General features: G+C 37.0%; 24 protein-coding genes. 1 reads left to right on the forward strand and 23 read right to left on the reverse strand.

Annotation, left to right across the window (positions count from 1 at the left end; translation table 11 throughout):
- Window positions 1–5: 5 nt before the first annotated feature.
- The 18 genes from SPB_RS04910 to SPB_RS04995 all read right to left on the reverse strand — a co-directional run bounded on the left by SPB_RS04910 (window position 6) and on the right by SPB_RS04995 (window position 18,459).
- Window positions 6–1,334 carry a bifunctional metallophosphatase/5'-nucleotidase gene (locus SPB_RS04910; RefSeq protein WP_003103722.1) on the reverse strand — a complete coding sequence of 443 codons (1,329 nt, stop codon included), beginning with the start codon at window positions 1,332–1,334 and terminating at the stop codon, window positions 6–8.
- A 147-nt stretch (window positions 1,335–1,481) separates the two neighbouring features.
- Window positions 1,482–2,450 carry a substrate-binding domain-containing protein gene (locus SPB_RS04915; RefSeq protein WP_003103985.1) on the reverse strand — a complete coding sequence of 323 codons (969 nt, stop codon included), beginning with the start codon at window positions 2,448–2,450 and terminating at the stop codon, window positions 1,482–1,484.
- A 57-nt stretch (window positions 2,451–2,507) separates the two neighbouring features.
- Window positions 2,508–3,458, reverse strand: coding sequence for an ABC transporter permease subunit (locus tag SPB_RS04920; RefSeq protein ID WP_003105746.1), 951 nt, complete (start codon window positions 3,456–3,458; stop codon window positions 2,508–2,510).
- A 1-nt stretch (window position 3,459) separates the two neighbouring features.
- A complete protein-coding gene (locus SPB_RS04925; RefSeq protein ID WP_003102471.1) occupies window positions 3,460–4,938 on the reverse strand; it encodes a sugar ABC transporter ATP-binding protein in 1,479 nt (492 codons plus the stop codon).
- Window positions 4,939–4,949: 11 nt separating this feature from the next.
- On the reverse strand, window positions 4,950–5,348 hold the full coding sequence (gene rbsD, locus SPB_RS04930) for a D-ribose pyranase (protein WP_003102489.1): 399 nt from the start codon (window positions 5,346–5,348) through the stop codon (window positions 4,950–4,952).
- Window positions 5,323–6,234, reverse strand: a complete 912-nt coding sequence (gene rbsK / locus SPB_RS04935; RefSeq protein ID WP_003103508.1) for a ribokinase — start codon at window positions 6,232–6,234, stop codon at window positions 5,323–5,325. The genes rbsD and rbsK overlap by 26 nt, the downstream gene beginning before the upstream one ends.
- Window position 6,235: 1 nt before the next feature.
- On the reverse strand, window positions 6,236–7,210 hold the full coding sequence (locus SPB_RS04940; protein ID WP_003105284.1) for a LacI family DNA-binding transcriptional regulator: 975 nt from the start codon (window positions 7,208–7,210) through the stop codon (window positions 6,236–6,238).
- 247 nt (window positions 7,211–7,457) lie between these two features.
- Window positions 7,458–8,495, reverse strand: coding sequence for a SepM family pheromone-processing serine protease (locus tag SPB_RS04945; protein WP_003106043.1), 1,038 nt, complete (start codon window positions 8,493–8,495; stop codon window positions 7,458–7,460).
- A complete protein-coding gene (gene coaD / locus SPB_RS04950) occupies window positions 8,482–8,973 on the reverse strand; it encodes a pantetheine-phosphate adenylyltransferase (RefSeq protein ID WP_003103109.1) in 492 nt (163 codons plus the stop codon). The genes SPB_RS04945 and coaD overlap by 14 nt, the downstream gene beginning before the upstream one ends.
- Window positions 8,963–9,502: a 16S rRNA (guanine(966)-N(2))-methyltransferase RsmD gene (gene rsmD / locus SPB_RS04955; RefSeq protein WP_037621167.1), complete on the reverse strand. Its 540-nt coding sequence runs from the start codon at window positions 9,500–9,502 to the stop codon at window positions 8,963–8,965. The genes coaD and rsmD overlap by 11 nt, the downstream gene beginning before the upstream one ends.
- 86 nt (window positions 9,503–9,588) lie before the next feature.
- Complete coding sequence (gene asnA, locus SPB_RS04960; protein WP_003105278.1) at window positions 9,589–10,581, reverse strand: aspartate--ammonia ligase; 993 nt, start codon at window positions 10,579–10,581, stop codon at window positions 9,589–9,591.
- Window positions 10,582–10,748: 167 nt separating this feature from the next.
- The gene (gene arcC / locus SPB_RS04965) at window positions 10,749–11,699 is read right to left on the reverse strand and encodes a carbamate kinase (RefSeq protein ID WP_003103897.1); all 951 of its coding nucleotides are present in this window, start codon (window positions 11,697–11,699) and stop codon (window positions 10,749–10,751) included.
- Between the two features lie 23 nt (window positions 11,700–11,722).
- A complete protein-coding gene (locus SPB_RS04970) occupies window positions 11,723–13,054 on the reverse strand; it encodes a dipeptidase (RefSeq protein ID WP_003105780.1) in 1,332 nt (443 codons plus the stop codon).
- 29 nt (window positions 13,055–13,083) lie between these two features.
- A complete protein-coding gene (locus SPB_RS04975; protein ID WP_003102757.1) occupies window positions 13,084–14,580 on the reverse strand; it encodes a YfcC family protein in 1,497 nt (498 codons plus the stop codon).
- 100 nt (window positions 14,581–14,680) lie between these two features.
- Window positions 14,681–15,694, reverse strand: coding sequence for an ornithine carbamoyltransferase (argF, locus tag SPB_RS04980; RefSeq protein ID WP_003103580.1), 1,014 nt, complete (start codon window positions 15,692–15,694; stop codon window positions 14,681–14,683).
- Window positions 15,695–15,810: 116 nt separating this feature from the next.
- Complete coding sequence (locus SPB_RS04985) at window positions 15,811–16,245, reverse strand: GNAT family N-acetyltransferase (protein WP_003104399.1); 435 nt, start codon at window positions 16,243–16,245, stop codon at window positions 15,811–15,813.
- A 14-nt stretch (window positions 16,246–16,259) separates the two neighbouring features.
- Entirely contained in the window at window positions 16,260–17,495 is a 1,236-nt protein-coding gene (gene arcA, locus SPB_RS04990) for an arginine deiminase (protein ID WP_003104748.1), read from the reverse strand.
- Window positions 17,496–17,778: 283 nt separating this feature from the next.
- A complete protein-coding gene (locus SPB_RS04995; RefSeq protein WP_003105542.1) occupies window positions 17,779–18,459 on the reverse strand; it encodes a Crp/Fnr family transcriptional regulator in 681 nt (226 codons plus the stop codon).
- Window positions 18,460–18,601: 142 nt separating this feature from the next.
- Here SPB_RS04995 and argR point away from each other — a divergent pair, with 142 nt between their 5' ends.
- Entirely contained in the window at window positions 18,602–19,075 is a 474-nt protein-coding gene (gene argR / locus SPB_RS05000; protein WP_003106066.1) for an arginine repressor, read from the forward strand.
- Window positions 19,076–19,102: 27 nt separating this feature from the next.
- Here argR and SPB_RS05005 read toward each other — a convergent pair whose 3' ends face one another.
- The 5 genes from SPB_RS05005 to hupY all read right to left on the reverse strand — a co-directional run bounded on the left by SPB_RS05005 (window position 19,103) and on the right by hupY (window position 26,733).
- Window positions 19,103–19,807 carry a B3/B4 domain-containing protein gene (locus tag SPB_RS05005; protein WP_003105375.1) on the reverse strand — a complete coding sequence of 235 codons (705 nt, stop codon included), beginning with the start codon at window positions 19,805–19,807 and terminating at the stop codon, window positions 19,103–19,105.
- 14 nt (window positions 19,808–19,821) lie between these two features.
- Window positions 19,822–20,904 (reverse strand): MmcQ/YjbR family DNA-binding protein, encoded by a 1,083-nt coding sequence (locus tag SPB_RS05010; RefSeq protein ID WP_003105316.1) that lies wholly within the window; start codon window positions 20,902–20,904, stop codon window positions 19,822–19,824.
- Window positions 20,905–20,920: 16 nt separating this feature from the next.
- A complete protein-coding gene (locus SPB_RS05015) occupies window positions 20,921–21,844 on the reverse strand; it encodes a magnesium transporter CorA family protein (protein WP_003105503.1) in 924 nt (307 codons plus the stop codon).
- Window positions 21,845–22,023: 179 nt separating this feature from the next.
- On the reverse strand, window positions 22,024–22,986 hold the full coding sequence (locus SPB_RS05020; RefSeq protein ID WP_003104631.1) for a Gfo/Idh/MocA family protein: 963 nt from the start codon (window positions 22,984–22,986) through the stop codon (window positions 22,024–22,026).
- Between the two features lie 402 nt (window positions 22,987–23,388).
- Window positions 23,389–26,733, reverse strand: coding sequence for a leucine-rich repeat adhesin HupY/LrrG (gene hupY, locus SPB_RS05025; RefSeq protein WP_003104327.1), 3,345 nt, complete (start codon window positions 26,731–26,733; stop codon window positions 23,389–23,391).
- Window positions 26,734–26,843: the final 110 nt, after the last annotated feature.

Consider the following 26,843-nt stretch of genomic DNA (forward strand, 5'->3'; position numbering starts at 1 on the left):
CTCAATTAATTTTGTTTTATATAGTTAGCTATGACTTGACGTAATAAATCTGGAAATAACAATTGAACCGACTGTTTTTTAATCGACTGGAAATAAGCTGCAAAATAGTATTGATCGACGACCACTAATTTGACCTTATCCAATTTACCCATAACTTTATCATTATACACTATTTTTCCAGATTTGTAAGTAAATCCAGAGCAGACAATTTGACCGAATTTCTTCCCACGGAAGCCCATGCCTCTAATTTCCTGTTCTTTTAATAATTCGCCTTGCGTAAAAATATCCTGACAAATAGTTAATAAATCCCTTTGACTAACCTCCATCACAGCCAAACGCATTTGGTGAGGTAAACTAGAATGCAAACTACCTTCCGTTAGCTGTTGAGCAAAGGGCTGAACCATTAATCCTGAATTGATGATACAAATGTCCGCTTGGGCATAGTCCAGCATAGCATCCATCAATAGCTCCAAGGATTGCTCTATAGTTAGAGCTTGTTCAAACTCCATCAATTCTTGATGATGGAGAATTGCTCTGCCTTGATCATTTAATTCTTGGATGAAGTCAGCATCCTCTGGGTGACTTTGATAGTGACTGGTCTCATGCGCAACAATTTCAATCTCTTGCAAACGGTGCATATCCAAACGTAAATTAATCTCACCAACATACTGACCGTATTTGCCAGCGGCAGCTAAGTAGGTCCCATTTAGACAGGCGCCGTCTTCGAAGACATGATGGGTATGAGCACCAATAATCAAGTCAACATTATCACATTCTTCAGTGATTTTCTCATCTAGGCGGATGCCAAGATGGCTGATAATTATCCGCATATCTGCGCTAGCAACTTCTTCAATAGCCAAGTCCCGTTTCAAACAAGCTATGGGATCATGAACTTGCCAGCCGTTTGGAGTATAGGTTTTATAATAAGGGAAAGTGTAGGCCAAAAAGGCGATGCGGCTGCCTTCCTTAGTGGTGTGGATTTGGTAAGGTGTTGCCCAATCAGGTCGCCCATTTTCATCTTGTAAATTATTGAGAATAACTGTGAATTCTGCTTGGTCATAAACTTGGTTTAAATCAGCTTTTGATAAGCCAACCCCTTCGTTATTTCCAATTGTCGCATATTGAATGCCTAAACGATTCATGAGTAGCACATTTGCCTTACCATGGGTCGCATCAGTTAGCGGATGACTGGAATCAATATTGTCCCCAATATCCAATTTAATGACTTCGGTGGAAGTTTCGGAAGCAGACTTAAAAAACCTTTCCAATTTTGGATAAGCTTCAAAGTGTGAATGCAAATCGTTTAAATGCAAAATTCTTAACTGTTCCACCATTATTCCCCTTTTAAGACTAGTCAGTTTTCTTTTTATTATAACATGATAGTGCTATTAAATCTGATAACAAAAATGATAAATAAGCAATAAAAAACGAAGACAAAATTTCGTCTTCGTCATATTTTAAGGCTATTTTAGAGAACTGAATTACCAGTTGTATTTATCAACGTTATCTTTTTTAACTAAGTAAATTGGAGAAACTGTTGATTTTTCAACTTTTTTATCTTGATAGTGGTCAATTGCTGCTTGGATTGCAATTTCACCCATTTTAGCTGGTTGTTGTGCAATTGTAGCTGTGATATCACCTTTTTTTATGGCATCGTGTGCATCTGGTTGTCCATCAATACCAATAATCATCACATCTTTAAGTCCAGCAGATTTAGCAGCTTGTGCAGCACCTAGTGCCATTTCATCATTTTGAGCAAAGATAACTTGTACATCTTTGTTACCTTGGATCATATTTTGAGCTGTGTTTAACGCTTTAGCACGGTCAAAGTTTGCTGATTGGCTTGAAAGAATATCAAGTTTTGTTTTAGCAATATCATTAAAACCTTTACCACGGTCTACAGTTGCAGAAGCTCCAGGTACCCCTGATAATTCAAAAGTTTTAGCTTTTTCACCAAGTTCTTTAACGGCAAATTCAGCAGCCATTTTACCTGCAGCAACGTTATCAGAAGCAACAGTTGTTAAAACGTCGCCACCTTCACTACCACGGTCAATTAAGATTACTGGAATATTTGCTGAGTTAGCTGCTTTGATTGAAGTAACAACAGCTTTTGAGTCAACTGGGTTGATTAAGATAGCATCAACATTTTGGCTAATAAAGTTTTGAATATCGTCAGCTTGGCGCGCTGCATCATCTTGTGCATCAGCAACTTTTAAGCTAACTTTTTTGTCTTTTGCATATGAATCAAGACCATCTTTCATTGATACAAAATATGGGTTGTTTGTTGTTGAAATTGAAACACCTAATTTAAGATCTTTGGCAGCTTTTTTAGTTACTTCTTTTGAAGAAGAACCTGATGAGTTACCTAAGCCTGTTTTTCCACATGCGCCTAAAACTAATACTAATGACATTAATAAAGCAAAGAAACCAAGTTTTTTTCCAAATTTCATTTTTTTATTCCTCCAGAATAATAGTCGTGTTATAGAAATAATCGTGTTCTAAAATGTCTATGAGACATTATTAGCTACTTTAAAACGATCAAGGAGAACTGCAATTAAAATAACTACCCCTTTTACTACTTGTTGCCAGAAAGCTGATACCCCAATGATATTTAAACCATTATTTAGAACGCCGATGATTAAGGCACCAATCAGTGTTCCAAGGATGCGACCTTTACCTCCTGAAAGTGAAGTTCCACCAAGGACAACTGCCGCAATAGCATCCATTTCATAGCTAGCTCCAGCAGTTGGCTGTGCAGAACTTAAACGTGATGTAATAATTAAGCCAGACATAGCTGCCATCATACCAGAAATAGTATAGATAATGATTTTAACTTTATTCAACTTAACACCTGAGATATATGCTGCTTTTTCATTACCTCCTAGCGCATATACAGATTTCCCAAAAGCAGTTTTATGTAATAGAACATACAAAATAAGAAAAATAATAAACATGAGGATAACTGGGAATGGTACACCTAAGAGATAGCCTTGACCTAAGAATTGGAAAAAGAAACTATCTGATAACCCTTTTGTTATTGGGTTCCCATTTGAATAAACAAGTGTTGCTCCTCGGAAAATAGTCATGGTAGCAAGAGTTACGATAAATGGTGCTAATTTTCCATAAGCAATTAAGAGTCCATTTAACATCCCAAAGATACCACCTAAACCTAAGGCTAAAATAATCGCCACGCCGACTGGTACGCCCTTACCAATTAATCCAGCTGTTAAGGCGCTAGATAAGGCAAGAATGGAACCAACAGATAAATCAATGCCACCTGTCAAGATAACAAATGTCATCCCAAAAGCAATAAACCCATTTGCTGTAACTTGCAGAAGTAAATTCATTAAGTTATTAGTAGTTAAAAAGTTTGGATTAAGTAATGTAATGATAATCATTAATCCAATTAAAGCAACCAGAGTTGTTAACTCTGACATATATTTCATGACTTGTTTCAACTTATTGTCCTCCTGTAGCTAGTTGCATAACACTTTCTTGATTAGCTTCTGCCCGTGATAGTTGTCCTGTAATTTTACCTTCATGCATGACGATAATGCGGTCACTAACTCCAAGAATTTCAGGTAAGTCTGAGGAAACCATTATAATTGGTACTCCTCTGTCGGTTAGTTCATTCATCAATTGGTAAATTTCTCGTTTAGCACCAACATCGACACCACGAGTGGGTTCATCAAGGATTAAAACTTTAGGTGCTATTCCAATCCATTTAGCCAGTACAACTTTTTGCTGATTTCCTCCTGACAGATTACCAACTAGGGTCTTTGGCTGACCTGTTTTGATGCGTAAGCGATCAATCAGTTGCTGAACAAAAATAGTACTAGTCTTTTCATCAAAGAATCCTTTTTGACTGAAGTCTTTGGTACTTGGTAGTGTCATGTTATCTTTAATTGAGAAATCAAGGATTAGGCCTTCATCCTTACGATTTTCAGTTAGGAAACCAATGCCTTTTTGAATGGCTTGTGCTGGGTTAGAAATGGTAATTTCTTGACCGTTTACTTTAACTGTCCCAGAAACTTTTTTATCCAGTCCAAAAATAGCTCGCATAACTTCGGTCCGACCTGCACCCATTAACCCAGAAAAACCAAGAATTTCGCCTTTTCTGACACTAAATGAGACATCTTTAAACATCTCACCTGTGAAGTTTGAGACTTCAAAAACGACATCACCAATCTCTGTCTGACGGTCAGGATAATAGTCACCCAATTCGCGACCTACCATTTTTTTAACGAGTTCATTAGATGTTGTTTCAGCAGTTTTAGTAGTATCAACAACGATACCATCACGCATAACGGTTACTAAATCTGTAATTTTAAAAATTTCTTCCATCCTGTGTGAGATGTAAACAATTCCCACACCTTGGTTTTTCAAATCATTAATAACTCGAAACAGATTTTCAGTTTCACGGTCAGTTAAAGCCGCAGTCGGCTCGTCCATTATCAATAAAGATAATTTATTAAGAAGACACTTGGCAATTTCAATCATTTGCTGTTGCCCAACAGATAATTCTCCAATTGGTCGATTTAATGGAATCGAAACACCAAGTTTTTTAAAGGCTTCTAAGGCTTTTGCTTTCATTGCTTTTTGATTCAATAGACCAAAACTACCTTTAATCTCGCGACCTAAAAATAAATTTTCTAACACTGTCATTTCTGACCAAGTATTCATCTCTTGATGGATAAAAGAAATCCCAAATTCTTCAGCTTCCTGTGGGTTGCTAAAGGTCATTTCTTGATCATCAATTAGGATTGTTCCTGTAGTAGCCGGAAATAGACCTGTTAAGATATTCATTAAGGTTGATTTCCCAGCACCATTTTCACCCATCAAGGCATGAACTTGACCAGACTCCAAAACTAAATCGATTTTTTCAAGTACCTTATTAGCACCAAATGTTTTGGATATGTCTTTCATTTCAATTCTCATGAGAACCTCTTCTATATTGTTACTCCTGATTGTAGGATGATATTTGAGTATGGTGTGTTTTCACCAGTTCTAACAACTGCTTTGACCTCTTTATTCAGCTCTTTCAATTCTTCATGACTGACATACTCGACAGTCACATCTTGATCGAGCTTATTCAATAATTCTTTCAATTGTTTTGGATTTTGCTCTTTAATTTCTTCAGCAAGGAGAACTTTTTCAACCAATATATTTTCAAGATAAACATCAACCACATCTTGGAAACTTGGTGTCCCCTGTGTTAAAGATAAATCAATTTTCTTGACGCCATTTGGAACTGGTAAGCCTAAGTCACCAATGCAGACGCGATCAGTATGTCCCAAATCATCAGCTAATTTAGCTAAATCACTATTTAAAATTCCAGTTTTCTTCATATTTTTCATGACCTTTCATTTCTTCAAGAGTTGGCATTCCACCTTGCGCACCAAATTTTTGAACAGATATATGGGAAGCTAAGGTAGCAAAACGAATGGCTTCTTTAATTTCTAACCCTTTAGCAAGAGCAAAGCCAAAGGCTCCGTTAAAGGTATCACCAGCACCTGTCGTATCCACTGCATCCGCTATAATAGCTGAAATGTGTTGCACTTCTTCTCCGTCAAAGTACATAGCGCCTTCTTTTCCGAGTGTCACAATCAACTTATTCGGATAATCATGTAAAATATCTTCAAGTGAACGAGCCGGAAAAAGTTCCATACATTCATGATGGTTTGGTGTCATAAAATCAACAATTGAAATCATCTCCAAGTCAGTTTCACGAGAAGGAGCCGGATTATAGAGAACTTTAACCCCATGATCATGACAGAATTTTGCAATTGCTAAATTGGCATTGTGGGGAATTTCGTTTTGTAAAATAACTAAATCAGACTCTGTCAGTAAATCCCACTCTGCTTGCCATTGATTAGGATCAACGAGACCATTTGCACCAGGACAATAGATAATCCGATTGTCCTGGTGGTAAAGAGTAATTTGGGCAATTCCACATGATGATGGTACCGTTCCCACACACTCTACAGATAAATGATTATCTTGCAGGTTTTGTTTGAGAATCGGAGCAAATGAATCCTGACCGAGACAACCAATCATGGCTATCTGATCTCGGCTGTCACTCAATCGTCCGACAGCAACAGCTTGGTTAGCTCCTTTACCACCAGGTACCATTGAAAAACGATCGCCAAAAACAGTTTCTCCTTCTTCTGCAATGCGACTTGTTTCCATAACTAAGTCCATTGAAATACTACCAATAATTACTATACGAGTCATATTATCTCCTTAAAGTTTCTCGTTCAACAAAGTGGACAGGTAATTTAATGCGTTTTTCTTTAATTGGCATCTGATTTGAAATCTTATAAATCAGTTCTGCGGCATTGCGTCCCATTCGATAAGATGGTTGATGAATAGTTGATAAGGATGGGTAAATCAACTTACTCATTAAAATATCATCATAGCCAACAACTTGAACATCCTCAGGGATTTTTTTCCCTCTTGAAAACAATTCATGGATGTAAGCAATAGCATGAATATCAGATGGGGCGATGATTGAATCAACATTTGGATATGTATCAAGAGCCATTCTAGCTTCTTCAATAATGTCATCAAAATCAAAGGTTTGACTATCACTGATATGAGTTGTCACTTCTTTGCGAGATAGATAATCTAAACTGGCGAAATAACGTTGATTAGTGATATTGGAATGTCCCATTGGACCTTTAACGAGGAGAACATTATGCGCTCCAGCGTTGGTTACAGCCTGTGCGGCTAACTTACCACCAGCTTCATTATCAGCAAAAACAGCATACTCTGTATCTTCTTCAACCCGGTCAACTACTACCACTGGAATAGCCAAGTTTGGGTATTTTTTTGTAAAATCATGTGTTGTAATAATACCAGCTGCGTTGCTTTGCAATAAGGTATTAATATAATCTTCTTCGAGCTTGGCACTCCCACCAATATTGCCAAATAAAATCCGATAGTCATGTTCTTTTAAAAATATCTCAGCACCTCTAGCAACCCTAGGGAAGAAAGGGTTAGAAATATCTGGTAAAAGTAAGCCAACTAGCTGATTTTTCTTTGTCTTTAAGGATTGGGCAATCATATTAGGACTATAATTGAGTTTTTCAATAGCGTCCTTAATCCGGTCTCTTGCTTGCTCCGAAACATATCCATTTTGTGAGATATATCTAGAAACAGTAGATTTTGAAACACCAGCTTCTGCAGCAACCTCTTTTATCGTAGACATAAATCCTCCTAAGATGTGTGGAACCGTTCTCACATATTCTATTGTAACCGTTTTCTTTTATCTTGTCAATTTAAATTTGTATAGATTTAATAAAAATTTTTGAATGACTAGAACCTGATTCTTATCAGAAGAATCAAAATTCATATAGCCCTAACACATACAGCTTCTCTTCTTTACTGTTATCAGTAAAAATCCAGAATTTGTCTTATATCTTTTCCCACAAAAAAACCAATCTCTTGGGATTGGTTTACTTTTTCAGATAACTGATTGCGTCATCGACTGTCTTGACTGGAACAATCTTCATTTTTGTTTTTAATTGCTTAGCAGCTTCTAAGGCTTCTTTATAATTAGTTATTGCTTTTGGATCAACTTTTTTGACACGCGGATCAACTGGATTATTAGGAACGAAGAAAATCTCTGCCCCTTCTTTAGCAGCCGCAACTACTTTTAAGCCTGCACCACCAATATCACCAACTTTACCTTCTTGGTCAATTGTACCAGTACCAGCAATATTACGCCCCTTACGTAAATCTTCTTTATTGATTTGGTCAAGAATATCAAGGGTGAACATCAAACCAGCACTTGGACCACCAACGCCTTCAGTTGTAAAATCAATTTTTTCTTTAGTGTGTACTTTGGTATGGTCAGTTAAGCTGATTCCAATCCCATTTTTACCATTTTTCAACTTAATAATTTTACCATTGGCTGATTTATCTTTACCATTACTGGTATATTGAACACTGACTTTATCCCCCAACTTCATGGCAGACACAAACTTAATCAAATCAGCTGAACTCTTAAAGTGTTTTTGATTAACACTTGTAACTGTATCAGCAATATTCAAAACCCCTTTAAGAGAAGAATTCTTACTGACATCAAGAACATAAACACCTAAGTAGTCAAGGGAAACAGGTTTACCAGCTTTTTTGAGAGCTTGATAAACAGCACCATTTTGTGAAGTTTCCATATAGAATTGATTAATTCTCATGTAGTCTGCATCACTATAGCCACCAGTAGTTGCTTCTGCTGATGAAATCTCTGTAAATGGTGTTGCCCAAGCATAGAGAATTTGTGCAAATGTCGCATGACTAATACTTACAGCAACAAAATTATAAGACCCTTTTTCCTTGTCTTTTTGTTCATTTACCTTAAGGACACTACGGATATCATAGGCACCACCAGGCATTTCAATATAATAAGGTAGAGGATAAAATAGTGAAAAGCCAATTGCAATGACAGCAATAATGCCCAATAACCAAATTTTTAATTTATTATTTTTCTTCATTCATTTGCTCCAAATAGGAAATTACTGATTGGGGTACTAAACCTTCAATTGATGAATTAAAGTGAATCAATTCTTTAACACGGCTTGAACTAATTGGTTGCATATTGTTTCTAGCAATTAAGTAAACCGTATCAATGCTTGGGTCTAGACGATGGTTAAAATACTCCAAATTTGATTCATACTCAAAATCAGTTGGATTACGAAGCCCTCTGACCATATGAGTCACCTCTAATTCCTTAGCTAAATCAACAGCTAAGCGATTATCTGTCCAAACGACAGAAACATTATCATAGCTTGCTAAAGCTTCCTCTAAGACCATAATTCGACCTTCTAAATCTAAGAAACCCGCTTTATTTGTATTGTAGAAGATACCAACGTAAAGCTTGTCAAAAAGCTGACTAGCCCGATCAATGATATCCATATGCCCATTTGTGACTGGATCAAAGGATCCAGAATAGAGTCCAATTTTATTTGACATAGACTGTTACCTTACTAATTCCATATACTTTTTCTTTCCAGATACCTAAGGAAGCTACTTCCTCTGGTAAACTTACCATTTTATCCGTTTCACAAACGACCATCACATCATCAGAAAGAAGTCCTTTTTGGTCAAGTGCTTCAATGGTCTCGACAATCTCTTCCATGGCATATGGTGGGTCAAGAAAAACCAAATCGAAAGCCTGATCCAATTTCATTATTGCTTTTTTTGCATCCATTTTTAGGAGGGTAAATTGTTCTTCCGACTTGGTCATTTTGATGTTTTCTTTGATGATCGCTTGCGCGCCCCTATCACGTTCAACTAAGGTAGCACTAGCCATTCCCCGAGAGACAGCTTCAATCGAGAGCCCTCCAGAACCAGCAAAGAGGTCTAGAACACGGCCGCCTTCAAAGTAGGGACCAATCATATTAAACATGGCTCCTCGAACCTTGTCTGATGTAGGTCGAGTCGTTTTTCCTGGGAGGGTCTTTAGGGGACGGCCTCCAAATTCACCTGATACAATTCTCATAGTCCCTATTATAACAAAATTATAGACCAAACAAAGAATTTTTATCCTTTAAAAATTAAAAAACCTACCAAAATAGTAGGTTCTTCTTATAATATGTTTTCAAAGTTCTCTCGAACTTCAAGTGGCCAAACAGATGTTTGGACTTCACCAATATGTTTCTTACGAAGCAAGAACATAGCCATCCGGGATTGTCCGATTCCTCCACCAATTGTGAGCGGAAACAAGCCGTTTAGGAGTGATTTATGCCAATCAAAGTTTAGGCGGTCATAATCACCTGTAATAGCAACTTGACGTTTTAAGGCGTCTTCGTCAACACGAATTCCCATTGATGATAATTCGAAAGCTGATTCTAATTGATCATTCCAAACAAGAATGTCCCCATTCAGACCTTTATAGTCACCTTCGCTAGCACTTGTCCAGTCATCATAGTCTGGTGCTCTTCCATCATGAGGTTTTCCATCTGATAGGACACCACCGATACCAATTAAGAAAACAGCACCATGTTCTTTAGTAATGGCATTCTCGCGTTCTTTAGCTGTCAAATCAGGATACATGGTTACTAAATCTTCAGTATGAACAAAGGTAATTTTCTTAGGTAACACTGCCTCAATATCATAACGCGCTTCAACAGCTAATTCTGTCAAACGAATAACTTTATAGATTGTTTCAACTGTTTCTTTCAAATAAGCTAAGTTACGTTTCCCATCTGGAATAACTTTTTCCCAGTCCCATTGATCAACGTAAACTGAGTGCGTTTGATCTAATGAATCTTCATCAGGACGGAGGGCTTTCATATTCACAACGAGGCCTTCTCCTTCATTGAATCCAAAGCGTGCTAAAGTATGACGTTTCCATTTTGCTAATGAATGGACAACTTCAAATTTTGCTTCAGGGATTTTCAATACATTAACAGAAACAGGATTTTCAATACCAGATAAATTATCTTGCATACCATCCCCGACCCGACTTAAAATCGGACCTTGCACTTCGACAACGTCAAGTTTTGCAATTAAATACTGTGTGAATGTATTTTTTACAAAAGAAATCTCCTCTTGTTGATGAATAAAACTTTTTTTCATAGCTCCTCCTTAAATATTTTTTTCTCACATATTATGAGATATGAGATTTATTATACACTGAATTTCAGTATATTTAAAGACTAAATTTTCTATATTTTTAAAATAATTAAGGATTTCTTGGAAAAAATAAAAGCCCTAGGGGAACTAAGGCTTTTAAGAGTATATAATTAATCACACACGATTTGAGTACCAGCCCCCTCAGAAAGGACCTTGTCAATATTTTCAAGTGAAGTGATGATTGCTTTTGAAGAAGGTTTGTTTTCCACAAAGGCAATTGCTGCTTCAACTTTAGGTAACATGCTACCTGGAGCAAATTGATTTTCAGTGATATATTGTTTCATTTGTGAAACAGTTACAGTTTCCAATTTTTGTTGGTCTGGTTTGTTGTAGTTTACAAAAACATTATCAACACCAGTAAGAACGATGAACATATCTGCATCAACTAATTCTGAAAGTGTTTGACTAGCGAAATCTTTGTCAATAACTGCTTCAACACCAGTAATGTATTTAGTTTCAGGATCTTCCACAACTGGAACACCTCCGCCACCAGCACTGACAACAACAACACCAGAATCAACTAAGCTACGGATAACATTAACTTCTTTGATGCCAACTGGTTTTGGAGAAGGTACAACTTTTCTCCAACCACGACCAGCATCTTCTTTAAAGTTAGCGCCAGTTTCTTCCATTTGTTTCTTAGCTTCTTCTTCAGAAAGGAAAGGTCCAATTGGTTTTGTTGGATTGCTAAAAGCAGCATCATTTTTATCAACAATAACTTGAGTAACTACTGCTGCAACATCCTTTTCAATGCCTTGAGCTTTCAATTCATTGTCAAGTGCGTTTACTAACCAGAAACCGATGCTTCCTTCAGTCATGGCAACACATGTATCTAAAGGCATTGCAGGATTTTTTTCTGTATCAGCTGCCGCTTGTTGTAATAATAAGTTACCAACTTGTGGTCCATTACCATGTGTAACGATTACTTCGTTACCATCTTGGATCAATTTAACAAGTGATTTTGAAGTTGAAATTAATGCTTCTTGTTGTGCTTTAGCTGATGCATCTGTTGAAAGAATGGCATTACCACCTAATGCTACAACAATCTTTTGTTTAGTCATACGTTTTTTCTCCTCATAATTAATTATCGCGTTAGACGGAAAACAGTTTCCGCATAGATGTCCATTGCCTTGAAAGCATCTTCTAAAACGATGTTTTCATTTTCTTGATGTTCTGTTTGAACAGAATCTGGGAACAAAGCCCCAAATGCCACACAATTTGGCATTGTTCGTGCAAAAGTAGCTCCACCAGATGAGACAGCTGGACTTTGATCACCAGTTTTTTCTCTGTATACATCTAATAGTGTTGTAACAAGTTCACTATCTATTGGAACATATAATGGTGCTAAATAATCAAATTCTTCATAAGTTAGGCCATATTCTTTTGCTTTTGCTGTTAATTGTTGAACAAGTTGATCTTTATCAGCTAAAACTGGGATACGAATATCGAGACGAACTTCTGTTTGATCTTTATTCAAGGTTAATCCAGCAGCATTAAAGCTTAAGTTCCCTGATGGCTCGTCTTGGACATCTCCAAAGATATTAAATCCTCTACCATCTTCATCAACAACATTTGCTAAGAAATCAATTACAGGTTCATCAACATGTGCGTCAAGTGATTTTGCAAGACGAACAAGTGCATTGATACCAAATTGAGCATCTTTAGAATGTTGGGCAAGACCATAAACGGTAACTTTCCCATCTTTTTCAACATATTCAAAATCAAGACGGTTTAACTCTTCTTTAACTTGACCAAGATATTCACCACGATATGAAGCTCGGGCTGGCACGACATTGTAGGCTTTTCCAGCTTCAATTTCAAGAGTATCAGAACCATCACCAACTAGTTTTGCTTGCAATAAACCTTTTTCAGCATAAATAAGAGGGAAGCTTGAATCAGGAGCAAAGCCAAAAGTGGCTTGTTCTTCTTTTTCATTATAACGGTTCAAACAGCGCCATAATGTTTCTTCATCAGTTCCAAAAATGAATCTAATGCGTTTATTGAAGGTTACACCTGCATCCATAAGAGATTTAACTGCAAACAAGGCTAACATTGATGGACCTTTATCATCTTGTGTACCTCGTCCATAGAGATGACCATCTACTTCGACACATTCAAATGGATCTGTCTTCCAAAGACTACGATCTCCTTCAGGAACAACGTCCAAGTGACAAAGTATAGCTAACATTTCTTTATCTTGACCGTATTCAGCATAGCCATAATAACCGTCAGGATCTTTATAAGTTTTAAACCCTAACTCCTCACAGAGTTGTAAAGTTCTTTCTAAGACATCAGAGATTGCTTGCCCAAATGGGGTACCATTTTCCCCTTCGTTACAAACTGAAGGATAAGATACAATTGTTTTGATTGCTTCTACACATGCATCTTGATGATCTTTGGTAATATAGGACTTCATATTCTTTTACCTCCCATTGTCTTCAATTATTAGATGAAGAATGTCGCAATCAGCATAACAGCAAGGCTGACTACCATTACTAAAACGATAAATTTAGTTACAAATTTCCACCAAGTTGCAATATCAACTTTACCAAGAGCTAAAGCACCCATAACGATTGCTGAAGTTGGCGATACGATGTTAAGTACACCTGAAGCTGATTGGAATGCAGTAATTACCAAGTGAGCTGGTACATGTGAGAATTGGCCTAGAGGTGCCATGATACCCATTGTCGCTCCAGCGAGACCTGAAGTTGATGGAATTAAGAATGACATTGGTAAGTAGAATAAGTAAGTTAAGATTACGAATACTTGTGAAGATAGACCTGAAAGTCCTTTCTCACCCCAAGAAAGAATCGTTGAAGTAATCATACCATCGTTCATGATAACTTGGATACCACGTGCTACCGCACAGATAATTGCTACACCAAGTAAATCAGCTGCTCCTGCGATGAATGAAGAAATGAAATCTTCTTCTTTCATTCTATAAACCATTGCTGCCAAGATAGACATCATTATGAAGAGCATAGAAATTTCTGGGAAATACCAGTAACCTAATTGCAACATGTCTTTACCAAGGAATGTATTAAGTCCAGGAGTTCCTACAAGTGCATTGTTGATATTTGTAAATAATTTTATACCAAAGTCTTCCCAAGGAATAAGACTAAGAATCATGATTAAGAATGTAATGATGAAAATCCACAATACATGACCTTGACGTTTAGTCATATCTTCGCCTTGGTTTTCAAGTTTAAACAATTCTTTATGTTCTGCCATTTTATCAGCAATAAGTGATTGGCTTGGATCTTTTTCAATTTTGTCAGCATAACTGTGAACGTACCAAACTGAAATAGCCACTAAGACAACCCATTGAATAATACGCCAAATCATACCATCTGCAATAGAGACACCGGCTGCGTCAGCTGCTACCCCTGTTGCGAATGGATTGATTGTTGAAGCCAAACATCCAATCTGGGAACCAATAAGGATGATTGAAACGGCGACAAGTGTATCAAAACCAACGGCAATCATTACAGGAATTAGTAATGGATAGAAAGCCATTGTCTCTTCACCCATACCATAAGTTGTTCCACCTAATGCAAAGATAGGAATCAAAATGGCAATGAGCATCTTTTCTCTGCCTTTATTTTTCTTAACAACAGATGCAATACCTTGGTCAAGAGCACCTGTTTTATTAATAACACCTAAGAATCCACCAACCATTAGGATAAAGAATGAAACTTGGATTGCGCCATCAGTTTTATCTGTACCTAACATACCGCGAACAGGTGCCATGAAGACATCATATAAACCTTGAGGATTTGATTTAACAGCATGATAAGTTCCAGAAATAACGGCACCATCTTTAGTTGTATCATAGGCTCCGGCCGGGATAACCCAAGTCAAAACTGCCATAATAGCAATGATGATAAAAAGAACTGTGTAAGAAGAAGGAATGCTAAAGCCCCGTTTTTTTTGTTCTTCCATTTTATTTACCTCTAATTTTAAAAAATAAAAGGTCGTTCTGGTTCTGGTAAGTGTTGCCAGATCCAGAACGACCAAGAAATAGTTAATGTGTTATTGATGATTACACTTTAGGAATGAATAGATTTCCTAGAGTTGCTGCCATAACAGCTTTGATTGTGTGCATACGGTTTTCAGCTTGGTCAAAATGACGAGCATATTTACTACGGAATACTTCATCAGTAACTTCCATTTCTTCTACACCGTATTTATCAGCAACATCTTTACCATAAACAGTTGTTGTATCATGGAATGCTGGTAAGCAGTGAAGGAAAATAAGGTTTTCGTTGTCTGCTTTTTTAATTAAATCCATGTTAACTTGGAATGGTTGAAGCATTTCAACACGTTCTTTGAATTTATCTTCTTCACCCATTGATACCCAAACGTCAGTGTAAAGTACATCTGCACCTTTAACTGCTTCATCAGCATCATCAGTAACAAGGATGCGAGCACCAGATTCTTTAGCAAAACCTTCAGCAAGTTTTACAATTTCTTCTTCTGGGAACAATTCTTTTGGTGAGAAGATATGTACATTTACACCCATAAGTGTACCTGCAACTAATAGTGAGTTAGCAACGTTGTTACGTCCATCACCACAGTAAACAAGAGTAATGCCTTCTAATTTTCCAAAGTTTTCTTTTACAGTCAAGTAGTCAGCAAGCATTTGTGTTGGATGCCATTCATCAGTTAAACCATTCCATACTGGAACACCTGAGAATTCACCTAATTCTTCAACCATTCTTTGGCTGAATCCACGGAATTCAATACCGTCAAACATGCGTCCAAGAACTTTAGCTGTATCTTCAGTTGATTCTTTTTTACCAAGTTGAATATCATTTGCTCCAAGGTATTCAGGGTGTGCACCTAAATCGATGGCAGCAGTTGTAAATGCGGCACGAGTACGTGTTGATGTTTTTTCAAATAATAGGGCAATGTTTTTGCCTTCTAAATAGTGATGTGGAACCCCACGTTTTTTAAGATCTTTTAAGTGTGCTGCGAAATCGATTAAATATTCAAATTCTTCGCGTGTAAAATCTTTTTCTGCTAGGAAATTGCGTCCTTGGAATACTTGAGTCATCTTCTTTCTCCTTTGAATTCGTATTATTTCTTTTTACTGTTTTTGTATAAATAGACAGCTATAAAGCCACCCATTAGTGCAGATAAGGATATAAATATGTCCATATTCTTCTCCGTTTATCTTATTTGTTTTTGAAGTGATTGACACTTTTCACCATCTTCGATATAAATATCACCAAAAGCTTGGTAGCCGATGCTTTCATAGAATGATTTAGCAGTTAATTCGCTATGAATAACCAATCTTTCAAAGCCCTTCTCTACTGCATATTTTTCTAAGGAGTGAATCACTTGGGCACCATATCCTTTTCCTCGGTAGTTAGGAAGTGTAGCAATTCTAGTTAAACGAGCCTCAGAATCTGTTTCGGCTAGGAAGCGCCCCGTAGAAACTGGTAGATCATCTTCATATAGAACTGAGTATATGGTCCCATTTTCGTCATTGTTGTCAAATTCGTCTTCCATCTTAATATCTTTTTCTAATACAAAGACGGAATAGCGGATAAATAAACTTGCTGCTCTTTGATAAGGTTGGCTACCTACTTTTAATGTATTCATAACGTTAATAATAATTAGAGATCTTCACGTTCAAATGGCATTGACATACAACGAGGTCCACCACGACCGCGAACTAATTCACTTCCGTTGATTTTAATCAAACGTAAACCTTTAGATTCTAAGATGGCGTTTGTGATTGTGTTACGGTTATATACTACTACAACACCTGGTGCGATAGTCAATGTGTTTGAACCATCGTTCCATTGTTCACGTCCAGCAGCAACTAAGTTATCACCACCACAACGAATCAATTCAACTTTTTCAACACCTAGGTTAGCTGCAAGTAATTCTGCTAGATCACCTTTTTCTTCGTGAATCTTAAGGTCATCGTTTTCATATGTTACAGAGTAAACACGTAGGTCGCCTTCAATTTCTGGGTGAATAGTGAATTTATCATAGTCAACCATTGTGAACACTGTATCTAAGTGCATGAATTTACGGTTGTTAGCAAATTCAAATGCCAATACTTTCTTGAAGCCAATGTTTTGTTTGAAGATGTTTACCAATAATTTTTCAATTGATGCAGCATCTGTACGTTGTGAAATACCTACAGCAAGAACATCTTTTGATAGAACAAGTTCATCTCCACCTTCTATACGAGTGTTTTCGCTACGGTCATAAACCATAGGAACTTTTTCACCACCGTAAACTGGGTGATATGTGAAAATATATTTTCCGTATAATGTTTCGCGGTTACGTGTTTCAGAGAACATGTGGTTAAGTGATACACCTTCACCAATTGTTGCAAATGGATCGCGAGTGAAATAAAGGTTAGGCATTGGATCAATTGCGAATGGGTAGTTAGATTCAACAAGGTCAGTCAATCCTTTTTCTTCAGCAGCAATTTCTGGAAGTTCAGATTTTTGAACTCCTGCCATTGTTTTGTCAATCAATTCTTGGTTATCTTTGATAGCCATCAAGAATTCACGAATCGCAATTTTAGTAGCACGACCTCTGATATTAGCTTCTGAAATGTATTCGTCAATGAATTGTTCACGAACTTCATCATTAATTAAAGATTCAGCAGCCAATTTTTCTAAGTAAAGTACTTCTACGCCTTCATTTCTTAACGCTTCTGCAAACGCATCATGTTCTTTCTGAGCATCCTCCAAATAAGGAATATCATCAAACAAAAGTCTTTCTAAATAGTCTGGCATCAAGTTTTCGATTTCTTTACCAGGTCTGTGTAGTAAAACTTTTTTAAGTTTCCCAATTTCAGAATAAACATGAATCGGTGATTTAGCAGTCATAAGTAATACCTCTTTCTAAATGTGATAAGTTGTGAATTCACGTTTCAAGGTTTTCTAAACCTTGCTTACATTTATAGTTTACCTTTTATAGTTGAAAAAAATGGGAATTCCTTCACTAATTTTTGTGTAATCGTTTACACTTTGCTGTCTCGAAATCTATATTTATAAATTTGTATACGTTTACTTGTAAGTTTCTTGCATTTTTTCGTAAAAATTTATGTTTATAAATTTAAAATAAATGTAAAAAAGTTTAAAAAATCGAAAAAAATATAGTTTTTCGATTTTAACTTGTATAATTCATAAAATAGTCTTTATCAAGGAAAGTTAAGTACTTCCCTTTTGACTCAATTAGCTGATCTTTCTTCAGTTGCCTAAGTACGTGACTTACAGTTTCTCTAGTGGTCCCACTCATACTAGCAATATCACTACTTGTTAATTGGAAGGGGATACTACCATCATCTTTAGCCATTTCAATTAGTAAAATACCTAGTGATTGCACAACTCGTGAAGTGGCACTTGATGTAATTAAATTTCTTACTCTTAACTCATGTAATTCTAGTAAACGAGATATTTTACTATAAAGATGTATCATTTGTGTTTGATTGGTTAATGAGAATTTTTCATATAGGTCTGTAGGAATATAATAGTAAGAAACTTCGGTCATCGCTACGACAGAAAAATGATAATTGGAATCATTAAATAAGCCACCATATGGAAATACAGTACCATGTCTAATAAAATCCGTATATACAAATTCACCAGATGAGTCTGTTTGTTCAATTTTAAAGTAACCATCTGTTACTAGAAAAAGTTTGTCCCGTCGATCGCCTTCAAAAAATAAAATATGTCCTTTAGGAGCTTTACGATGTTCCATTTGTCCGACAATCTTATCAAATTCTTCAATTGAAAAAAACTTAAAATCATCTAATTTTCTAAGGTATTGATAATCTTCTCTTTTAATCAAATTCGACCTCCTATTTTTCTCGAGTACTTCTATTCTATCATAATGCGAACGTTTGTGAAAGCGGTTCAGAAAAAACTTTACAGTAAACAATCTTTTTGATATACTCTGGTTAATATTTGCATTAAATTAAAGGAAAATGAAAATGAATAAAAAAGAGACTAGGCACCAACTGATTCGTTCTTTAATCTCAGAAACAACTATTCATACCCAACAAGAACTACAAGATCGCCTTAAAAAAAATGGAATCCATATCACACAAGCAACCCTATCTCGTGATATGAAAGAACTTAACTTGGTAAAAGTATCTAACGGAACAGAAACCCATTATGAAGCTTTATCTATTTCTCAAAGCCGTTGGGAACATCGCTTGCGCTTTTACATGGAGGATGCCCTTGTGATGCTTCGCGTGGTTCAAAATCAAATTGTCCTAAAAACCTTACCAGGACTTGCCCAATCATTTGGGTCTATCCTAGATGCCATGCAAATTCCAGAAATCGTAGCCACCGTCTGCGGAGACGATACCTGCCTAATTGTCTGCGAAGACCACGAAGCAGCCCAAAGTTGTTATGAAACATTAAGTCATTACACCCCACCATTCTTTTTTAGTAATAAGTAAAGGACAAGCTCTCACTTGTCCTTTTTCTTATAATTGAATACTTGAGAGTGACTTGTCTAAAATATACATTTCTGTCTCGGCACCTAAATTAAGTTTGGCTTGGCCTTCGATGAATGACAGAGCTTCTTGCATGCGGTCTGCATCAGCTGGGTTAATGGCTTCAATAACCACAAAAGCATTGGTTGTGTGTGGTTGAATCATCGTCCGCTCGCCATCACGCCAATTAAGACAACGACAAACCGCGCCCGCTTCATCCTTGTAGCAAAGCTCATTAGGAAGCGTTGGATTGTTCTTCTCATCACCAATCAGATAGAATTCATCACCACCATCAGTGATTGTCAAACGCAAATCACCAACAAAACGATCAATATCTTCTGCTCCAACCGGTAAACCAAAACGCAAGCTTGCAGCATTATAGATGTCTACTAATGGATCAATTGAAGGAATCATTTGCCCATTAGAAACACGCTTCAAAAGGGCTTCAATGCTTGAACGGACACCTTTTTTCGTTTTAAATTTTTGATAAGCCTTACGATAAGTTTGAACGACTTCACTGTCACTGAAATTCTCTTCATCAATATAGACTTTCGCTAATTTGTGACTTTCTTCCAAAAGTGCTTTAATTTCAGAATTTGATTCGCCTAAACCATCATAATTTTTCAAAAGCAAGACACCTAATTTGGCATCAGGAAAAATTTCCCAGAAGCTTTGATCTGCAATAAATTGTGACATAATTAGTCTCCTTTTTAATATTTTTCTTTTAATAACTGGTGTGATTTTAAGTAAGTAAGCAAATCAGGGTGAACCCTCCGCGGACCACGAACGGCAGTCACCCCATGAGCTTTCATCACATCAAAAGTAATCTGATTGTCTGGATAATATTCAAGCATCCGTAGCCGCATCAACTGATTGATCCCCGTTTTCTTGCGGTAGCCATTATTAGGGATATTGGCTTCCAAAACCTGACAGGCATAACGAATGGCTTTGGTCGGCGCCGTAATATAGATAAAGAGGTAATCACCAGCTTTGATGCTGGCTTTTTGCGTCCAGAGAATCACTGGATTGGCTGCAAATTCGCGATCTATATCATAGTACTTGAGATTTGCTGGAATCACCCAGTAATCTGGGCCACCTTCAGGATTCGCTAATGCTGAGGGAGCAACCAAACGTCGACTCTCACTCAGCAATCTCCATAAGACTTGGTCTGAGATCTGGTCATCTAAAAGGACCGAAACCCAGGATTTTTTGGACATGTGGTAGGCGGGGTAGACGCCTTCAAGCGCCAGCAATTCCGCCATATCCGAAGGCTTGACCTTGAGATTGACCACCTCAAAATCCTTGTCCTTCTTGTCGTCGGCAATCCCCTCTAACTTTTCTCCCTTAGCCGGATAAACCAAGGCGTACCACTTGCCAGCCACCCGGTAAGAAGTGTACTCATTGGCTTTTTCGAAGGGTTTGTCCCAAGAATCGCCGAAGCTGTCAGCGATTTTTGTAGCCATTCTGTTCATTTGAGTAGATAAGAATGGCATCTCCTGACAGCAGCGCCCAGTAAAATCCTCAAGCACTTCTGTATAGGCCTGTCGGACTTCTGCCACATAGCCAGAACGGTTATTAGCATAGATGGCGTGGTAGGGTTCATTCATATCCAGGTCTATGATATTTGTTTCAATCTGCTTATTAGAAAAGACTGTAATGTTAACCTGAAAAGCTCCATCCATAATGGTCGTTTGGTAAGTATAGGATTGATCTGGTTGCTTTATAAAACCAAAATCGGCAAGTAAATTATAATCAACTACTTGTTTGGAAAATAGTAAAGCGGGATTAAACATAGCTTCCTTTCATTACTTAATCATCATCATGATCTTTTCTAACATAACGGCGCATCCAAATCATGGATGCAATGGCAACTATAGCTGATAAAATGGTTATAATTACCCAAACAATATCCACTTTAGCAAATGGTAACTTGACGTTCATTCCATAGAAACTAGTTACTGAAGTCATGATAGCCAGACCAAGTGAAAGAATAGTTAAATTGGTCATATTATCATTTAATCGATTACTAAGTACATTATTATATGAAGAGGATAAATCATTCAACATTTTCGAATGCAAAGATGTCATGTTTTTCAGTTGTCGACTTTCAATGTAGGCGTCTGAATATACTTCCTTTTCTTGATCACTAGCTGAGTCATACATACTAAAGTTTTTAAACTCAAGCAACATATCTGCATTTTGTTGGGCTGAGATTAAAAGATAAGCTGATCCTGTTTGCAATTTTGCTAAATCAGCAATATTCTTCTTATTGGCTCGTTTTTGTAAATCCTTAATCAGTTTGTCCCGTTTGTTGGCAACTTTTTCCAATAATTGGAAATATTGTTGACTGATTAGCGTAAGAATATAGAACAAATGATATAGTGGTGTTTTACTGTCATCAATATTGTCTTTAAACTTAGCATATAATTTACTAGTTTTAGTATTGGTCAAGACTAAAAGTTGGTCCTGATTCATTGTCATAAGAATAGGCAATGTCCTAGGCATATCACCAACTTTGTAATGATTATAATCGCCATCCAGCATCAGAAAGACGGCTGTCAGGTGATCTTTATTTTGTTCAATAAATGAAGTCTCATTTTTATCTTTAGCATAGGCCATGATTTCATCATCAAGCAAGCCAGTATCAAAATACTGCTGTAACTCAGTATCTGAAACTTCATCTAAATTTATTTCAACAATTGACTGTTTGTTGTGATTCTGATTTTCCGTCATATTTCTCTCCTTTCATTCAAAGATTAAATCTTATTACTATTATTAATTAATTTTAATCATTTCTCAAGTAGAAAGTAGTCGAAGCAATAAATCAGTCCTAAGACACTAATAGTATGTACTATTCAGTTTTTTAAACTGGAAACATTAATATTCAACAAAAAGCACTCGAGAGTGCTTTTTTAGTATTTCCCCCATGTTTTGTAAAGGTCTTCGATAATTTTGATGCCCATCAGAGTCATTTCTGGTCGCATGATTGGGCTTGTGATCTCGCCTTCTTGGATCATCTGACTGACGTGAAAGGCTTCAGAGGCAAAATCACTGACCATAGGCGCCTCAATCAGCTTGCGGCTGCCATCCTCATGAATGATCGTAGCGGCCGTCGACTTCCAAAAGCTGGGAATCTCTAGCGAACCTTTGGTCCCATAGATGGTCATTTTATGTTTTCGTTTAATGTCTGTCGTGAGATAAATGTCTGCAATGACACCATTCTTCAACTGTAAGATAAGCTTAGATTGGCTGTCGCTTTGGTTCTTAGGAAAGGTCGCAATGCCACCAGCTTTTTCAATGGATGAATCAAAGATGTACTGCAAGTAAGCTAGCGCGTAAGGGGCCATAAAGTGAGTAGCACCACCGCCGGCGGACAGGTCACGGAACCAAGAAATATGATCGATGTTTGGATAAGAGGTTACGGATGACACCGAAACGATATCTCCAATCTCACCAGATTCAAGGGTTTCTTTGATTACATCAGTTAAAGGAATGAAAACCGACTTCTGCGCCTCCATTAAGAAGAGGTCCCTACGGTAAGCCATATCAAATAGCTCACGCGCCTCATCAAATTTCAAAGTGAAAGGTTTTTCAACCAAGACATGTTTGTTAGCCTTAAGAGCTTTTTTAGCCACATTAAAGTGGTCCTTGTTGATAGTAGGCACATAGACGACGTCAACATCCTTATCGGCCAGAAGACCAGTCAAAGAGCCATAAGCATTAGGAATATCATGTTGCTCTGCAAACTCTTGAGCCGACTCAAAAGACCTGCTGGACACTGCCACCACTTCTCCATTACCAGCCAAACGGACACCCTCAATAAAACGTGGAGCGACCTGAGCAGTTGACACAATCCCATACCTAATCTTCGCCATACTAATCTCCTCTATCACATATAGATTTATTATAGCATGATTAGGAAATAAAATCAGAGATGGGGTTGGGAGGAGATAAAAAAATCCAAGCCAAGCTTGAATAGCAAAACACTCCTAATTCTAATAAAGAGAATCAGGAGTGTTTTACTATGGTCAAAAAGCTTAATTATGAGATACAATTTTAGCCTATCTTGAATGGACTCACTCCATTCTAATATTAAATAAAACAAAAAATGAGACAGTAAGTATTATCACAAATAACATGATATCAATAATGAAATGAGAAGCAATAGTATCTCAAAAGCTATCTTATCTTTTTCAGCAAATTGGGCGCAACAGAAAGTTACCCACTGACCCCTAATCTCGAATACAATCTCAGGGCATACTTCTAGTTCTATCACTTTACTTACTACCAAAAATACCTACTTTAATCATTTTCAAAGGTAGTAAGACTAGACTCAAGAAGAGGAGCCCTAAAGCCATAAATGGATTTCTCACTTGATCGGCAGTCTGCGGAAGGCTTACCGAACTCTGTTTTGACATTTCCTGACTTGCTTGATTTTCTTGGCTATTATGGTCAGCTAAATCACTTTGAGCAATTCTTGTACTATGAACATAGCCGCTAGCTAATACGTCTTGATTTTTCTGTTTAGCACTTGGTTCTATATTCTCTGACAATGCTTGCTTTTTTTGAGACTGTTCATCAGCATTATCATCTAGAACTTTAATTGCATCTTGACAAGCATCTTTGATGGCGAGGAATATCCCTTCCCTATGGAAGGCTGCCTTATCAACCAGCCTGATTTGTGGTAATTGTGAAAGTTCTTTATGGAGAATATCTTGAATACTTAGACCTTCATAATCTGCCAAAGTAGCAATAGCTAAGCTGTGATAACCTTCATTGTCCTCATCGATATTCATAATTGGATTACCATAGTCATCAAATTGGTTTTGTCCCACCTGCTCACTTCTATCTAAGACAAAGACAATTTTACCATTTTTGTCGAAATAGAGATTAATTGCAATAAAATAATCTGGGATGGGTAGTGGAGATTCCAAATGATAAATGCCTTCTACCATGTTGAATGAATCTAACTTACCATCATTTTTAACCAGATGACTTAAAAAATCTAGTTCTCTGATCAAACGGATAATTCTTTGATCTGATAGTGCACTATTCGTGTAGGCTACTTTAGCTTCTCCTATTTTGCCTTCCAAAAGACCTGGATCTTTATAATGGGGATAACTGTTATGGACTGAAATAGCTTCTTTTAAGCTCTTATCCAAATCAATTCGAGACATAAAAAAGGTTGCTTCGTTGACAAATTGGTTCTGTGCTCCTTGGGACAAGTCACTATTATTTAAGAGCTTTTCAGCTCTTTTTGCTAAGTCGACATAGTAGGTCTTTGTCGTCTCTTGAAGCTGATCTAAGTCAAGTTCTTTAATCATTTTGAGCAGATCTGCTATTGGAGTCTTATCCACACTAAGGAGATCTGGATTAACGACGAAAAAGTCTCCATCTGCTAGTGGTGAAACTAGCTTATCTTTTGTCTCTATAAGAACCTTTTTGTATTTATGATGACCAGTATTTTGGTCAAAAGCATTAAAGACTATATTTTGTAAGCTATTTGGAACCACCAAGTCATTTAGGTGATTAGTCTTGAAAGCTTGAGCTGAGATAGCTTCCAAGTGTGGTGGCAAAGCTACTGTTTTCAAAAGGTTGTCTGCAAATGCTTGTACAGGTATCACCTTCAGATTATCTAAATCACTGAGGTCAATGTCTGAAAAGGCATTTGATAAAAAGGCCATTTCTCCTAAGTCTCTTAGTTCATTTCCTAAAAAGAGTAGGTGTTGGGCTCCATTTTGACGAAAGGCTGAAATACCTATCTTTTCTACATTTTCAGGAATGACGATAGCATGGATTCGATTGATATGGAAAGCAGCGTCTCCAATTATTTTTAGACTATCCTTTAACTCCAGATCAACAATTTGATTATTCATAAAGGCACCTTGCCCAATAACTTCTAGATCTTCACTAGCTTCAAAGCTAATCAGATTATTAGATTGGAAGGCAAAGTCACCAATAGTTTTGATAGTTGATGGGATGATGAGCTCTTCAATATCATATTTTCTTAATGTCTTATTTTGAAAATCAACATTTCTAAAAGCATTTGGTGCAATGGATGTGACAGATTCTCCATTGGCGTTGAACTTAGGAATTTCTAAACGTTTATTTTGACGAATTTTTAATAGCCCTCTATCTGAAAATCCTGTAAGGCTGGTTCCATCATAAGTGAAATCAGCAACCAACCATTTCGACACATCAAGGTCAGGCAAAGCTGTTTCTTTGTCCTTACCAGGATTAACATACACATGCTTATCAATGACCTTAATCTCTTTTGCTGGTTTTGATGAATTAATAACCACAAAGTTTCCATAGTGAGCATCACCCGGATTTGCAGCAAAGGCATTTTCTTCTATCTTCTCTATCGGGCTCTCAATAGCGATATTGGATATTGAATTATCTTCAAAGACAGCTTCCTTAAGCACTTTGAGATAAGGACTCTTTGAGACAAGTTTAGTGATTCTATTTGACTTAAAGGCGCGTTCTCCTAAGTCTTTTAAGCTTTCCGGTAGAACAATTTCCTTACTGAGACGGTTATCAAAAAAAGCATTATCGCCAATCTTTTCAAGAGATGAAGGCAATACAATCTGACTCAAATTATTATGCGCAAAGGCATAGTCTGAGATAGTTTTTAAAGATTGTGGCAAATTGATGCTTGTTAAATTCTTATTCTCGGTAAAAGCATCCGAACCAATAGAGAGGTAGCCTTCTGGTATAGTAAGTGATTTTAGGGCATAGAAACTAAATTCTTCTCCCTCATTGATAATTGGTTTTTTGTCAACATCAAGATTATCAACCTTGCCATTTTCTCCTGGTCGACTAATATAATCTGGAATAGCTGTCTTTTTATTTGGGATAAAGGCAAAGCTGGCAACTCTGAAAATTGGTTTCCCAGTTTCATCTTTATCAGGCAAGACAAGATGACCAGTTTGCCCTAACTTCTTGATACCTTCCTTGGTGAAACCAATGATTTGCTGTTCTTTAATGATAAAATCAGAGAGCTTCCAAATTGACTCAACTGCTTCAACTTCTGGGGCTAAGTTATGCTCGACCTGCGGCTTATCTTCTAAAAGTTTCATTTCTAAACCACTAATTGGCTGACTAGATGGAATATCTTTTTCTTCCACATTTACTATCGGGGCCTTTTTAGGGGCTTTTGGGGAAAGACTTTCTTTTTGAGAATCTAAGGCTGGACTTTCTGAAGTTGGCTGTTTTTCCTCCCGAACTAGTTCTTTTTCCACCTTCGGTCCTTCCTGACTAGCTTTTGAAGGCTTGTCGTCTGTAGGACTAGATTGATTTTGATCACTTATCTCATCCTCTAATGCTTCAGGATTTTCCTGATTACTAGAAACGACTTTTTCAGGTTTTGCCCCTTCTTCACTTGCCGGAGCTGGTTCTTCGGCAAACAAGTCTGAAACCTCTTCATTGATTGGTTTATCATCCGCAATGCTTGGTTTGTCGACAACATCACCTTCATCTTCAAACCAATCGTTATTGTCTGAAGACAGATTATTATGGACGACAGGTTTGGATTCTAGCTCATTGGCATAGACCTCCTGACTACAAAGAAGACTTGTCGCCGTTAAGAGCGACAAAGTAATTAGTATGGGTTTAGTTTTCATAACCACCATATTCCTTTCTGTTACTAACTAATTTATAATAAAGGCATTCAAATTAGAGCCTTAATACTTATTGATTTATTTTTAGGTTATTAATAATATTCTCTCTTGTA

It is taken from the genome of Streptococcus parauberis NCFD 2020, assembly GCF_000187935.1.
GTDB classification, from domain to species: Bacteria; Bacillota; Bacilli; order Lactobacillales; family Streptococcaceae; genus Streptococcus; species Streptococcus parauberis.

What these genes read in the sequence shown, in the direction of transcription:
- SPB_RS04910 (WP_003103722.1), bottom strand. Translation starts at nt 1,334, where the DNA reads ATGGTGGAACAGTTAAGAATTTTGCATTTAAACGATTTGCATTCACAC.
- hupY (WP_003104327.1), bottom strand. Translation starts at nt 26,733, where the DNA reads ATGAAAACTAAACCCATACTAATTACTTTGTCGCTCTTAACGGCGACA.
- SPB_RS04970 (WP_003105780.1), bottom strand. Translation starts at nt 13,054, where the DNA reads ATGAAGTCCTATATTACCAAAGATCATCAAGATGCATGTGTAGAAGCA.
- SPB_RS04940 (WP_003105284.1), bottom strand. Translation starts at nt 7,210, where the DNA reads ATGTCTACGATAAAAGAGGTTGCTGCAGAAGCTGGTGTTTCAAAATCT.
- SPB_RS04925 (WP_003102471.1), bottom strand. Translation starts at nt 4,938, where the DNA reads ATGAGAATTGAAATGAAAGACATATCCAAAACATTTGGTGCTAATAAG.
- SPB_RS05020 (WP_003104631.1), bottom strand. Translation starts at nt 22,986, where the DNA reads ATGGCGAAGATTAGGTATGGGATTGTGTCAACTGCTCAGGTCGCTCCA.
- argF (WP_003103580.1), bottom strand. Translation starts at nt 15,694, where the DNA reads ATGACTCAAGTATTCCAAGGACGCAATTTCCTAGCAGAAAAAGATTTT.
- SPB_RS04945 (WP_003106043.1), bottom strand. Translation starts at nt 8,495, where the DNA reads ATGAAGAAAAATAATAAATTAAAAATTTGGTTATTGGGCATTATTGCT.
- rbsD (WP_003102489.1), bottom strand. Translation starts at nt 5,348, where the DNA reads ATGAAGAAAACTGGAATTTTAAATAGTGATTTAGCTAAATTAGCTGAT.
- arcC (WP_003103897.1), bottom strand. Translation starts at nt 11,699, where the DNA reads ATGACTAAACAAAAGATTGTTGTAGCATTAGGTGGTAATGCCATTCTT.
- SPB_RS04975 (WP_003102757.1), bottom strand. Translation starts at nt 14,580, where the DNA reads ATGGAAGAACAAAAAAAACGGGGCTTTAGCATTCCTTCTTCTTACACA.
- asnA (WP_003105278.1), bottom strand. Translation starts at nt 10,581, where the DNA reads ATGAAAAAAAGTTTTATTCATCAACAAGAGGAGATTTCTTTTGTAAAA.
- SPB_RS05015 (WP_003105503.1), bottom strand. Translation starts at nt 21,844, where the DNA reads ATGACGGAAAATCAGAATCACAACAAACAGTCAATTGTTGAAATAAAT.
- SPB_RS04915 (WP_003103985.1), bottom strand. Translation starts at nt 2,450, where the DNA reads ATGAAATTTGGAAAAAAACTTGGTTTCTTTGCTTTATTAATGTCATTA.
- SPB_RS05005 (WP_003105375.1), bottom strand. Translation starts at nt 19,807, where the DNA reads ATGTCACAATTTATTGCAGATCAAAGCTTCTGGGAAATTTTTCCTGAT.
- arcA (WP_003104748.1), bottom strand. Translation starts at nt 17,495, where the DNA reads ATGACTGCTAAATCACCGATTCATGTTTATTCTGAAATTGGGAAACTT.
- argR (WP_003106066.1), top strand. Translation starts at nt 18,602, where the DNA reads ATGAATAAAAAAGAGACTAGGCACCAACTGATTCGTTCTTTAATCTCA.
- rbsK (WP_003103508.1), bottom strand. Translation starts at nt 6,234, where the DNA reads ATGACTCGTATAGTAATTATTGGTAGTATTTCAATGGACTTAGTTATG.
- SPB_RS04985 (WP_003104399.1), bottom strand. Translation starts at nt 16,245, where the DNA reads ATGAATACATTAAAAGTAGGTAGCCAACCTTATCAAAGAGCAGCAAGT.
- rsmD (WP_037621167.1), bottom strand. Translation starts at nt 9,502, where the DNA reads ATGAGAATTGTATCAGGTGAATTTGGAGGCCGTCCCCTAAAGACCCTC.
- coaD (WP_003103109.1), bottom strand. Translation starts at nt 8,973, where the DNA reads ATGTCAAATAAAATTGGACTCTATTCTGGATCCTTTGATCCAGTCACA.
- SPB_RS05010 (WP_003105316.1), bottom strand. Translation starts at nt 20,904, where the DNA reads ATGTTTAATCCCGCTTTACTATTTTCCAAACAAGTAGTTGATTATAAT.